Genomic DNA, 12,439 nt, shown 5'->3' with positions numbered 1-12,439 from the left:
TTATCTGTGCACACGTCGTCTCTATCGATCAGCACGGAAACCTCCATGAGCCTCGAAGTTCCTGCCCACAGCAACCACGCCGGTAAACCTGCCAGCCGCATTCGGCAAAAGAACGAACAAGCGATTCTGCGGGCTGCTGAAGATGAGTTCGCGCGCCATGGCTACAAGGGCACGAGCATGAACACCATCGCGGCCAGTGCCGGATTGCCCAAAGCCAACCTGCATTACTACTTCACCAACAAGCTGGGCCTGTATATCGCAGTGCTCAGCAATATCCTCGAACTGTGGGACAGCACCTTCAACGCGCTGACCGCCGAGGACGACCCCGCCGTGGCGCTCACTCGCTACATCCGCACCAAGATGGAATTCTCTCGGCGCCAGCCCCAGGCCTCGCGGATCTTCGCGATGGAGATCATCAGCGGCGGCGAATGCCTCACCGAATATTTCAGCCAGGACTACCGCGCCTGGTTCAGCGGCCGTGCGGCGGTATTCCAGGCCTGGATCGACGCCGGCAAAATGGACCCGATCGACCCTGTGCACCTGATCTTCCTGCTGTGGGGCAGCACCCAGCACTACGCCGACTTCGCTACCCAGATCTGCCGCGTCACCGGTCGCACCCGGCTGACCAAGCAGGACATGGAAGAGGCCGGCACCAACCTGATCCACATCATTCTCAAAGGCTGTGGCATCAAGCCAGCCCAATAAACGAAGCGACTTATGCCTTACACGCTGACCGGCCTTTGCGAATTTCGCGAAGAAATACGCAAAAGCCGCTTTATTACCTTGGCCGCGCCGATCACCACTGCGCAGGACGCTCAGGCGTTTATCGAGCACCACAGTGACCTCAACGCCACCCACAACTGCTGGGCCTGGAAACTGGCCGATCAATACCGCAGCAACGACGACGGCGAACCCGGTGGCACCGCCGGGCGCCCGATACTCGCTGCCATCGAGGCGCAAGGGTTCGATCAGGTCGCGGTGCTGGTGATCCGCTGGTACGGCGGCATTCAACTGGGCACCGGCGGGCTGGCCCGCGCCTATGGCGGCGGCGCCAACAAGTGCCTGCAAACGGCCGAACGCATCGAGCTGATCAGCCGTGTGGCGCTGAGTTGCGCCTGCGGCTTCTCCGAACTGAACCTGGTCAAGCTGCGCGTGGCCGAACTGGACGGGCTGATCGTGGAAGAAAGTTTCACCGCCAACGGTGTCGAGCTGCAACTGGCCCTGGGCGAAGCGCACATCGATACCCTGCAGACCCAACTGGCCGATCTGAGCCGTGGCCGTATCCTGCTACAACGCTGAACCTGCTACTGTTGCCCACTGCACCCTGAACCGCTACTGCAAAGGAAGCTTTTCATGTCTACGCAAAAAACCGCACTGATCATCGGCGCCTCGCGCGGCCTGGGCCTTGGCCTGGTCAAGCAATTGCTGCAGGACGGCTGGGACGTCACTGCCACCGTGCGCGACCCGAGCAAGGCCGATGCCCTGAAGGCCGTCGGCCCGGTACAGATCGAAAAACTGGACATGGACGATCAACAAGCCGTGATCGCCCTGAGCCAGCGTCTCAAGGACCGCACCTTCGACCTGCTGTTCGTCAACGCCGGCGTCAAGGGCCCGGACAACCAGGAACCGGGCCACGCCACCCTGGCGCAGGTCGGCCAGCTGTTTTTTACCAACGCCGTGGCGCCGATCAACCTGGCTCAGCGCTTTGTCGGGCAAATCCGCAAGGACAGTGGTGTGCTGGCGTTCATGAGTTCGGTGCTGGGCAGCGTGACCATCCCGGACGGTTCGGATATGGCGCTGTACAAAGCCAGCAAGGCCGCGCTCAACTCCATGACCAACAGTTTCGTCACCCAACTGGGCGGAAAAAAACTCACCGTGCTGTCGCTGCATCCGGGTTGGGTGAAGACCGACATGGGCGGTGAGAACGCGCACATCGATGTCGACACCAGCGTGCGCGACCTGGTGGACCAGGTAAATGCCTACACCGGCAAAGGCGGTCATCACTTCGTGGACTACAAGGGCGACACCATCGCCTGGTAATCTTCCCGCCTGGAGCGAGCTTGCTCGCTCCAGCACCTCGCCCTCCCCGGCGACCCTGGATCAGCAGACAGGGCAACACTGAGCTGGCAAACCTGAACCCATCATTCAGAGGAGCCGGCCAATGCCTGCGACCCGTATCTGGTTAAAAACCCCCTCGCGATATTTACCGCCAATGGCCTCGATGCCCGTGGCGGCCTGGTGCTGCAAGACGGTGTGATCAGCGAAGTACTGGCCCACGGCCAGGCGCCCGCACATCCCTGCACACAGGTGTTCGACGCCCGCGAGCACGTGATCCTGCCGGGCCTGATCAACACCCATCACCACTTCTACCAGACCCTGACCCGCGCCTGGGCACCGGTGGTCAACCAGCCGTTGTTCCCCTGGCTGAAAACCCTCTACCCGGTGTGGGCGCGGCTGACGCCGCAAAAGCTCGCGCTGGCATCCAAAGTCGCCCTCGCCGAACTGCTACTCTCCGGCTGTACCACCGCCGCCGACCACCATTACCTGTTTCCCGACGGCCTGGAGCACGCCATTGACGTGCAAGTGCAAAGCGTGCGCGAACTGGGCATGCGCGCCATGCTCACTCGCGGTTCCATGAGCCTGGGCGAAGCAGACGGCGGCCTGCCGCCGCAACAGACCGTGCAACAAGGCCAGGTGATTCTCGACGACAGCCAGCGCCTGATCCGCGACTATCACGAACGCGGCGACGGCGCGCAGATCCAGATTGCCCTGGCGCCCTGCTCACCGTTCTCCGTCACCCGCGAAATCATGCAAGCCAGCGCCGAGTTGGCCAGTCAACTCGATGTACGCCTGCACACGCACCTGGCGGAAACCCTCGACGAAGAAGATTTCTGCCTGCAACGCTTCGGCCTGCGCACCGTGGATTACCTCGACAGCGTCGGCTGGCTTGGCCCGCGCACCTGGCTGGCCCATGGCATTCACTTCAACCCGGATGAAATCGCACGCCTGGGCGCGGCCGGCACCGGCATCTGCCATTGCCCCAGCTCAAACATGCGCCTGGCGTCCGGCATCTGCCCCACCCTTGACCTGCTCGCCGCCGGCGCGCCCATTGGCCTTGGCGTGGACGGCTCGGCGTCCAACGATGCGTCGAACATGATCCTCGAGACGCGCCAGGCGTTGTATATCCAGCGCCTGCGTTACGGCGCCGAAAAAATCACCCCCGAAGGTGTGCTTGGCTGGGCGACCAAAGGCTCGGCGCAGTTATTGGGACGTACGGATATCGGCGAATTGGCCGTAGGCAAACAGGCAGACCTGGCGCTGTTCAAGCTTGATGAGCTGCGTTTTTCCGGCAGCCATGACCCGATTTCGGCGCTGCTGCTGTGTGGCGCCGACCGGGCTGATCGGGTGATGGTGGGCGGCAAGTGGCGCGTCATCGACGGTCAGATCGAAGGCCTCGACCTCAAGGGCCTGATCGCCGATCACACCCAGGCCGCGCGGCAGTTGATCGCCGGGACCTGAGCCAGACACTGTTCAAAATGCGGTAGGGGGCTTGCTCCCGATGGCGGTATGTCAGCTACCAGATAAGCTGACTGATCCACTGCTATCGGGACCAAGCCCCCTCCCACATCCGTTATGCGGTGCTTAAAGTCCGAGCAGCGACAACATGATGAACGTCGCAAACAGCACAAAGTGCGTCATCCCTTCGATCGCATTGGTTTCGCCATCGTTGAGGTTGATCGCACTCACGATCAGCGTGATAAACACCATCACTGTCTGCACCGGGGTCATCGCCATCTGGAACGGCTGGCCGCTGTAGAGCGCCATGGCCTCCATCACCGGTACGGTCAGAATCACCGTCGACAACGAAGCACCCAAGGCAATGTTCACCACCGACTGCATGCGATTGGCCAGCGCCGCACGCAATGCGGTCAGGATCTCCGGCGCCGCGGAAATGGCCGCCACCACAATCGCCGTGATCACCGGCGGTGCGCCCGTGCCTTCCAGGCCCAGGTCGAGGGTCTTGGACATCACTTCGGCCAGCGCGCCAATCACGATCACACCGAACACCAGGGTGCCGATGGAAAACGCCAGGCTCACCGGCGCCTCATGTTCGACTTCCGGCAGTTTCTTGCGGCGTTTTTCCGGGTAGCTGTAGCTGAAGAAATAACTGTGCGGCCCGACCTGCATGCGCAGAAACAAGGTGTAGAGCACCACCATCGCGCCGATGGTGAACGCCGAGTAAATCTTCCAGTCGGCCTGGGGAATAAATTCCGGCACCACCATCGACACGCCCATAGCGGTCAGGATCATCACGCTGTAGGTGCGCGCCGAGTCATCGTTGTAGGACTGCTCACCGTGCTTGATGCCGCCCATCAGCGCGGCCAGGCCGAGGATGCCGTTGATATCCAGCATCACCGCCGAATAAATGGTGTCGCGCACCAACGTGGGCGACGGCTCGTTGCTCATCATGATGGCCAGGATCACCACCTCCACCAGCACGGCGGCCAGCGTCAGGATCATGGTGCCGTAGGGGTCGCCGACCTTCTCCGCCAATTGCTCGGCATGGTGCGCGACGCGCATCGAGGCCATGACGATAAAGCCGATCAACACCACGCCCGCCACCAGCGCCACGACCTGCCCGCTGTGCAGCATCCAGTGCTCCAGCGGGTAGGCGGCGATGGCGGCAATCAGCGCCAGCAGCATGAATTTTTCTTGCTTGAGTGAGGTAAGCATTGCGGGCCTTCTGGTAGGGCAAATCAGTCATTGATGGGGTACAGACTGCATCGCGCCGCTAACGTTTCGTTACACCTTAGTTCAAGTCGCCCTTGCGCGAATAATAGGAATACTCTCCTGCCGGTCAGGTTTTGCCGATTATTTCTGCCATGGCCTGTAGAATGCCGCCATTGCACCTGATGAGAATTTGACTATGTACGATTGGCTCAACGCCCTGCCCAAGGCCGAATTGCACCTGCACCTGGAGGGCTCGCTGGAGCCTGAGCTGCTGTTCGCCCTGGCCGAACGTAACAAGATTGCGCTGCCGTGGAACGACGTCGAAGCCCTGCGCGAGGCTTACGCCTTCAACAACCTGCAGGAGTTTCTCGACCTGTATTACAAGGGCGCCGATGTGTTGCGCACCTCCCAGGACTTCTACGACCTGACCTGGGCCTACCTGCTGCGCTGCAAGGCACAGAACGTGATCCACACCGAACCGTTCTTCGACCCGCAAACCCACACAGACCGTGGCATCCCCTTTGAAGTGGTGCTCAATGGCATCGCTGCCGCACTCAAGGACGGTGAGCAGCAACTGGGCATCACCAGCGGCCTGATCCTCAGCTTCCTGCGCCACCTGAGCGAAGCCGAAGCCGAAAAAACCCTCGACCAGGCGCTGCCGTTCCGTGACGCATTCGTGGCCGTGGGTCTGGACAGTTCGGAAATGGGTCACCCGCCGAGCAAGTTCCAGCGCGTGTTCGAGCGCGCCCGTGGCGAAGGCTTCCTCACCGTGGCCCACGCCGGCGAAGAAGGCCCGCCCGAGTACATCTGGGAAGCCATCGACCTGTTGAAAATCCAGCGCATCGACCATGGCGTGCGCGCCATCGAAGACGAACGCCTGATGCAGCGCATCATCGACGAACAGATCCCGCTGACCGTGTGCCCGTTGTCCAACACCAAGCTCTGCGTATTCGACGACATGGCCCAGCACAACATCCTCGACATGCTCGAGCGCGGTGTGAAAGTGACGGTGAACTCCGATGACCCGGCGTACTTCGGCGGTTATGTCACCGAGAACTTCCATGCGCTGTACACCAGCCTGGGCATGACCCAGGACCAGGCCAAACGCCTGGCGCAGAACAGCCTGGATGCGCGGTTGATCAAGCCATAACTTAATCAATAAAACCAAATGTGGAAGGGGGCTTGCTCCCTCCCACATTCCGGTTTGCAGTGTTCTTCAGGCTTCGGTGAGTTCTTCCAGGGTCTTGCCCTTCGTCTCCATTCCGAACACCCACACCACCAGTGCCGCCACGGCAAAGCACAGCGCGCCCAGGGCAAACACCCCGCCTTGCCCGGTTATCGGGAATACCAGCCCAGTCACCAACGGCCCGAGCAGCGAGCCGACCCGGCCGATGGCCGAGGCAAATCCGGAGCCTGTCGCACGCGCCGACGTGGGGTAAAGCTCCGGCGTGTAGGTGTACAGCACCGCCCACATGCCAAACAGGAAGAACTGCATCAGCAGCCCCGAGGTGATCAGCAGGCCGACGTTGCCGCCAAACACCGCGCTTTGTCCGTAGAGAAACGCCATCACCCCGCCGCCGAGCAGCGTCACCACACACACCGGTTTGCGCCCCCAGCGCTCTACCAGCCAGGCCGCCATCAGGAAGCCGGGAATTCCGCCCAGGGAAATGATCACCGTGTAATACACCGACTGTGTCACCGCAAACCCCGACTGTTGCAGCAGCGCGCTCAGCCACGAGGTCAACCCGTAGAACCCGAGCAGCGCAAAGAACCACACGCTCCAGATCATCATCGTGCGCTGGCGGTACTGCGCCGACCACAGTTGGTGGAATGCAGAGAAGAACGTGCCCGGCGCACTCTCAACCCGTGGCAATGCAATCGGTTCGGGCAAGTCCGCGCGGCCCAGCGAATCGCGCACCTTCTGCTCGATCCCCAGCAACACCTTGTCCGCCGCCGCATGCCGCCCGGCCTGCTCCAGCCAGCGCGGCGATTCCGGGATAAAGAAGCGGATCGCCAGGACGAACACCGCCGGCACTGCCAGCACCAGGAAGATGTCGCGCCAGCCAATCACCGGCAACAGGAAGTAAGACAGCACCCCGGCGGCCACAAAACCCAGCGGCCAGAAGCCGTCCATCAAGGCGATGTAGCGCCCGCGCCGCTTGGCGGGAATCAGCTCCGACAGCATCGACTGGGCAATCGGAAACTCCATGCCCATGCCGATGCCCAGCAGCACACGGAACAAGGTCAGCGCCTCCACCGTCTGCGCCGTGGAACACAGGTAGCTGGCCAGGCCCCACAGCACGATGCTCCACTGGAACACTGGCTTGCGGCCGAAGCGGTCCGCCAGCATGCCGGACAGGGACGCGCCCACCACCATGCCAAAAAACTCGAGCTGGCGAGCAACCCGGCCTGGGCCGTGCTCAGGCCAAACTCGGTTTTGATCGAGCCCAACAGAAAGGTCATCATCGCCAGGTCCATGGAGTCGAAGAAAAACGCCAGGGCGATGATGATAAAGATGACGCGGTGATAGCCGCTCAAAGGTAACCGTTCCAGCCGTTCCGCCGCGCTATAGCCTTGCCTGCCCATGCTGCACCCCACCGTGTGAAATTCCCCTCGGCGAGTGTGCGGCATCGTATTGGCGGGCTATTGCTGGATGCGACCTGACTGAAACCCTGAACGACGCCAACCGTCTCAGGCCTGGCCCGGTTCGGCCAGGCGGGCGATTTCCAGCAGCCCGGCGGGGCTTACCAACAGGCCGCGCGACTCATGCGTGGCGCGGATCCAGTTCGACTGCAAAAACAGTTGCATCAGCCCCGCCCCCAAAGCGCCGCCCAGGTGCGGTTGCTGCTGACTCCAATCGAAACAATCACACACCAGCGGCGTGCTCAGCGCCTGGGTGAAAATCCCCAGACCGGCCAGTTGCTGCCCGCCCTTGAGCGTGACTTCGACGCGCTGCTCACAACGCTCGATCCACCCCGCCGCTATCATCCGTTGGTACAACTGCGCCGCCAGTTCACCGCCCAGATGGCCGTGACACAAACGCGCGTGGCGCAGCAGCGCCGGCGCTGACAACGACACGGGCGCCACCTGGGGTGAACAACGCGCGGCACTGGCCATGGTGGTGCTGGCCAGGGCATCGATGGCCAGGCTGACGTCGGCGGCGGCAACGCGGAAGAGGCGCCGGCCACGCCGCACCTCGACCCGCAGCAGGCCGCTGCCGGTCAGTCGCGCCAGGTGCGCATTGGCCGAAGTCGACGACACGCCCGCCAGCGTCGCCAATTCCTCCGACGATCTGGCCGAACCGTCCATCAATGCCCAGAGCATGGCGGTGCGTTTGGGCTCGGCCAGCAAGCTGGCAATACGACTGATGCATGGTGCCTGTTCCATCTATCCACTCCCTGTTGACGCATTTTTCTGATGCGGTTGCCGCCAGAGTACAGGCACACAAAGTGCCGGTTCCATGGGGTCTTACAGCATGGATAGGGACATGAGCTGAGTGAAATTTCCGGCATTGATGGAAGGTTTTACGTAGCACGCATTCATCCGGGCATTTGCGCCGTCAATGTCGCACAGCGGGACACGAGCATTTCCCGCAGCAGGTTGATGGGCTTGCTCAATTGCGCACGGTGCGCACACAGCAGATTGAGGGGCGTGCCCTCGCCGCGCAGCGCCGGCAGGATCAGCCGCAGGCGCCCGGCCAGCACATCGGCACTCACATCCAGCCAGGACTTGTAGGCAATGCCCATGCCCGCCACTGCCCAGCGCCGTACCACATCGGCGTCGTCACTGAAGCGATCCCCCGTAACCGTCAGGCCGACCTTGCGCTTGCCGTCGTTAAAGCCCCATTGATCGTGCACGCGGGTGCCGAGCATGTACAGCAGGCAATTGTGCTGGGCCAGTTGCTCCAGCTGCTGCGGCTCGCCATGCCGCGCGAGATAGCTGGGCGCGGCGCAAAGCACGCGGATATTGTCCGGCGCAACAGGCAGCGCGACCAGGCTGGAATCCTCGGGCTCGCCATAGCGCAGGGCAATGTCCACCGGCTGGCGAAACAGGTCGGCAATACGGTCGCCCAGCAGCAGACGGATATTCAGTTGCGGGTGCTCGCGCTGGAACTCATCCAGCCACGGCAACAGCAGGTTGCGGCCGAAATCCGAAGGCGCCGACAGTTGCAGCACACCGCTGAAGTGGTCCTGGCCGCTGGCCAGATGACGCCGACCGTCCTCCAGCGCGCCCAACGCGGTGCGCGCGTAGTCCAGAAAGCCCTCACCCTCGGCCGTCAGGCGCAGGCTGCGGGTGGAACGCGCCAGCAAGCGCGCGCCCAGTTGCTGCTCGATGCGCTTGAGGGCGGCACTGGCCACTGCCGGTGACAGGTCCATCACCCGCGCCGCCGCCGACAGACTGCCCAGGTCCGCGGCGCGCACAAACAGCTGCAAATCATCAAAACGCAGCATCAAACCCATCCATTATCAAAATTTTATTGAAACAGACCTCTGTTTTAGCGGCTTTTATCCGCCCTGCAAATAGCCAATCATCTGTGCATCCCGCTCATCACGTATCTGGAGTCGACCATGTCCACCGCCTTTAACGTCATTGCCACGCTGATCGCCAAGCCAGACCAGCAGGACACCCTGGAAAAACTCCTGCGCGAGCTGTTGGAGCCCACCCGCCTTGAAGCCGGTTGCGAGCAATACGACCTGCACCAGGACCTCCAACACCCGCAGACCTTCTACATGCTCGAACGCTGGAGCGACGACGCCGCCCTGGCCGACCACGACCAGAGTGCACATATCCAGAGCTTTCGCGCCAAGGCCGCCGATGTGATCGAACATTTCGAACTCAAGCGCCTGACATTGCTCGCCTGATCACCGCACCTTCCCATCACCCTTTTGCGGAGCCCCCATGAAAGCCATCGCCTATTACGCTTCACTGCCGATCAACGATCCAAAATCCCTGCAGGACATCGAACTGCCCGAACCCGTCGCCGGCCCGCGCGACCTGCTGGTGGAAGTCAAAGCCATCTCGGTCAACCCGGTCGATACCAAGATCCGCCAGAACGTCGCCCCGGAAGACGGCGCCGCCAAGGTGCTGGGCTGGGACGTGGCGGGCGTGGTCAAGGCGGTCGGCAGCGACGTGACGCTGTTCAAGCCCGGTGACAAGGTGTTCTACGCCGGCTCCCTGGTGCGCCAGGGCGGCAACAGCGAGCTGCACACCGTCGACGAACGTATCGTCGGGCACATGCCCAAAAGCCTGAGTTTCGCCGAGGCGGCCGCACTGCCACTGACCGCCATCACCGCCTGGGAACTGCTGTTCGAGCGCCTGCAGGTGCGTGAAGGTCAAACAGATGAAGGCCAGAGCCTACTGATCGTCGGCGCCGCCGGGGGCGTGGGCTCGATCCTCACCCAACTGGCCAGCCGGCTTACCGCACTGAAAGTGATCGGCACCGCCTCGCGCCCGGAAACCCAGGCCTGGGCCAAAGACCTCGGCGCCCACCTGGTGATCGACCATAGCCAACCGCTGAGCCAGGCCCTGCAACAGGCCGGCCACCCGCAGGTGACCCACGTCGCCAGCCTGACCCAGACCGAGCATCACCTGGATCAACTGGTGGAAGCGCTGCAACCCCAGGGCAAACTGGCGCTGATCGACGACCCCAAGGCGCTGGACGTGAGCACGCTCAAGCGCAAGAGCCTGTCGCTGCACTGGGAGTTCATGTACACCCGCTCGATGTTCGAAACACCGGACATGATCGAGCAACACAACCTGCTCAACCGCGTCGCCGACCTGATCGACGACGGCACCCTGAAAACCACACTGGGCGAGCACTTCGGCGTGATCAACGCTGACAACCTGCGCCGCGCCCACGCGTTGCTCGAAAGCGGCAAGGCCAAGGGCAAGATCGTGCTCGAAGGGTTCTGATCGGTCAGACCTGCGCCTGCTCGGCCCGCGCCCGTTGCAGGCGCTGGGTCGACACGGCAATGGTCACCGCGAGTACACCGCACAGGCTGATGACCATCGCCATCGGCAGCGCGGTGCCATCGTGTAACACCCCCACCAACGACGCGGCCCCCGCCGCCACGCCGAACTGAATACACCCCAGCAACGCCGAAGCACTGCCGGCCCGGGCGCCCTGCCCGGTCATGGCACAGGCCGAGGTGTTCGGCAAAATACAGCCCAGGCTGGCGATGCAGATAAACAGCGGCACCAGCAACGGCCACAGCGCTTCGGTGCGCAACGCGGCGATGCCCAACAGCGTCAGCGCCGCCAACGCATACAACCATACGGTACGCGACAACAGGAACGCCGGCCCACGCTTGGCCAGCAGCCGCGCATTCACCTGCGCCATCAGGATAAAGCCCGCCGCATTGGAGCCGAACAGCCAGCCGTAGTGCTCGGGCGCCACGCCATAGAGCTTGATGAAGACGAAAGGCGAACCGGCGATGTAGGCAAACATGCCGGCAATCGAGATACCGCCAGTCAGCGCGTAACCCAGGTAGACGCGGTCCGAGAGCAACGCGGCGTAGCGACGCAACGAACCGGACAATGGTTGACGCGCCTGATGGGCCGGGAAGGTTTCCGGCAACCCCACCGCCACCGCGATGGCGGCCAGTGCGCTGAACAGCGACAACGCCAGAAAGATCGACTGCCAGCCCCACAAGCCGACCATGACCCCGCCCGCCAACGGCGCCAGGATCGGCGCCAGGCCGGTCACCAGCATCAGTTGCGAATACACCTTGGCCGAGCCTATGGCATCGCACTTGTCACTGACCACCGCGCGGGAAATCACCATGCCCGCGCACCCGCCCAGGGCCTGCACGAAGCGCGCGCCGATCAGCCATTCCAGGGACGGCGCATAGGCACAGGCGCAAGACGCTAGGGTAAACAGGATTACACCGCTGAGCAGCGGCACCCGGCGCCCGAAGCGGTCGGCCAGCGGGCCGTAGATCAATTGACCAATGGCCAGGCCTGCGAAATACACCGCCAGGGTCAGCTGGATATGTTTTTCATCGGTGGCAAACGCCGTGGCCATCGCCGGAAAGCCCGGCAGGTAAAAATCGATCGACAACGGCGCGAAGGCGCTCAAGGCGCCTAGGATCAGGATTATGCGAAGGTTCATCAGACACCCAAGTGAGTCGGCAGCCCGATAGTCTAGCTGCGGGTGAGTTTCTTGGATAGAACGATAGCTCGCTAACTATTGAAGTTCAGACGCCCCTGTAGCCTTCTTCCCATCAAGTTCCAGCAACATCGGCCGGGCTGGTATTTGCACGCGCGGTCGGCCAAGCTGCACCTATCTTTGCATCTGAACCACGGAGCATTCGCCATGCGCTGGTCGTATTTCGCCGTTGCCGGCCTGCTGAGCCTGTCTACCGCTGCGCCCCTGGCCAGTGCCGCACAGGATTACGCAGTGCTGATCATTTCCCGTGAACGCCTGGAAGTGCCGACCACCTGCGAAATCGGCCTCTACATCCAGGACCAACTGGCCGGCCGCCTGTTCCAGGAAGAGTCCACCTCATTCAACCTGCCGCCGGGCGATGTGTCGCTGCGTCTCAAGCTACTGCCGGGCCAGACCCCGGGTTGCCTGCCGGGCCTGCTTGCGCCGCCCGCGCAGAACATCACGCTCAAGGCCGGCGACATACGCAAGTTGCGTATCGCCCAGGGGCCGGACGGCATGTACCTCAAGGCGGCCGAACTCGATTACTGAAACATCGACCTT

At 62.5% G+C, this 12,439-nt stretch carries 12 protein-coding genes and 1 pseudogene; 8 read left to right on the top strand and 5 right to left on the bottom strand.

Going from position 1 to position 12,439, the window contains the following annotated elements; translation table 11 throughout:
- Nucleotides 1-45 precede the first annotated feature (45 nt).
- The 4 genes from VRB54_RS02995 (at nt 46) to VRB54_RS02980 (ending at nt 3,519) form a co-directional block, all read left to right on the top strand.
- Nucleotides 46-705 carry a TetR/AcrR family transcriptional regulator gene (locus tag VRB54_RS02995; protein ID WP_003233113.1) on the top strand — a complete coding sequence of 220 codons (660 nt, stop codon included), beginning with the start codon at nt 46-48 and terminating at the stop codon, nt 703-705.
- Nucleotides 706-717: 12 nt separating this feature from the next.
- Complete coding sequence (locus VRB54_RS02990; protein ID WP_338479475.1) at nt 718-1,299, top strand: YigZ family protein; 582 nt, start codon at nt 718-720, stop codon at nt 1,297-1,299.
- Between the two features lie 54 nt (nt 1,300-1,353).
- Entirely contained in the window at nt 1,354-2,040 is a 687-nt protein-coding gene (locus VRB54_RS02985; RefSeq protein WP_338479474.1) for an SDR family oxidoreductase, read from the top strand.
- A 138-nt stretch (nt 2,041-2,178) separates the two neighbouring features.
- Complete coding sequence (locus tag VRB54_RS02980) at nt 2,179-3,519, top strand: 8-oxoguanine deaminase (RefSeq protein WP_338481040.1); 1,341 nt, start codon at nt 2,179-2,181, stop codon at nt 3,517-3,519.
- 123 nt (nt 3,520-3,642) lie between these two features.
- Here the strand turns inward: VRB54_RS02980 and VRB54_RS02975 are convergent, their stop codons facing one another.
- The gene (locus tag VRB54_RS02975; RefSeq protein ID WP_338479473.1) at nt 3,643-4,734 is read right to left on the bottom strand and encodes a calcium:proton antiporter; all 1,092 of its coding nucleotides are present in this window, start codon (nt 4,732-4,734) and stop codon (nt 3,643-3,645) included.
- 193 nt (nt 4,735-4,927) lie between these two features.
- Between VRB54_RS02975 and VRB54_RS02970 the strand changes: the two genes are divergently transcribed.
- A complete protein-coding gene (locus VRB54_RS02970; protein ID WP_338479472.1) occupies nt 4,928-5,881 on the top strand; it encodes an adenosine deaminase in 954 nt (317 codons plus the stop codon).
- A gap of 66 nt (nt 5,882-5,947) precedes the next feature.
- Here VRB54_RS02970 and VRB54_RS02965 read toward each other — a convergent pair.
- From VRB54_RS02965 to VRB54_RS02955, 3 genes and pseudogenes are all read right to left on the bottom strand, one after another.
- Nucleotides 5,948-7,317: pseudogene (locus VRB54_RS02965) on the bottom strand (MFS transporter).
- A 105-nt stretch (nt 7,318-7,422) separates the two neighbouring features.
- Nucleotides 7,423-8,118, bottom strand: coding sequence for a helix-turn-helix transcriptional regulator (locus VRB54_RS02960; protein WP_338479471.1), 696 nt, complete (start codon nt 8,116-8,118; stop codon nt 7,423-7,425).
- A gap of 152 nt (nt 8,119-8,270) precedes the next feature.
- Nucleotides 8,271-9,182, bottom strand: coding sequence for a LysR family transcriptional regulator (locus VRB54_RS02955; protein ID WP_338479470.1), 912 nt, complete (start codon nt 9,180-9,182; stop codon nt 8,271-8,273).
- Nucleotides 9,183-9,299: 117 nt separating this feature from the next.
- Here VRB54_RS02955 and VRB54_RS02950 point away from each other — a divergent pair, with 117 nt between their 5' ends.
- On the top strand, nt 9,300-9,593 hold the full coding sequence (locus VRB54_RS02950) for a putative quinol monooxygenase (RefSeq protein ID WP_231422446.1): 294 nt from the start codon (nt 9,300-9,302) through the stop codon (nt 9,591-9,593).
- A gap of 37 nt (nt 9,594-9,630) precedes the next feature.
- A complete protein-coding gene (locus tag VRB54_RS02945) occupies nt 9,631-10,644 on the top strand; it encodes a zinc-binding alcohol dehydrogenase family protein (protein WP_338479469.1) in 1,014 nt (337 codons plus the stop codon).
- A gap of 4 nt (nt 10,645-10,648) precedes the next feature.
- Here the strand turns inward: VRB54_RS02945 and VRB54_RS02940 are convergent, their stop codons facing one another.
- Complete coding sequence (locus VRB54_RS02940; protein WP_209988152.1) at nt 10,649-11,842, bottom strand: multidrug effflux MFS transporter; 1,194 nt, start codon at nt 11,840-11,842, stop codon at nt 10,649-10,651.
- 204 nt (nt 11,843-12,046) lie between these two features.
- Here VRB54_RS02940 and VRB54_RS02935 point away from each other — a divergent pair, with 204 nt between their 5' ends.
- Nucleotides 12,047-12,427, top strand: a complete 381-nt coding sequence (locus tag VRB54_RS02935) for a hypothetical protein (protein WP_003233137.1) — start codon at nt 12,047-12,049, stop codon at nt 12,425-12,427.
- Nucleotides 12,428-12,439: the final 12 nt, after the last annotated feature.

The sequence above is a fragment of the Pseudomonas trivialis genome, assembly GCF_036864995.1.
Classification (GTDB): Bacteria; Pseudomonadota; Gammaproteobacteria; order Pseudomonadales; family Pseudomonadaceae; genus Aquipseudomonas; species Aquipseudomonas trivialis.
Note: the sequence above shows the minus strand (reverse complement) of the source record. Positions and strands in the feature narration are given on the sequence as shown.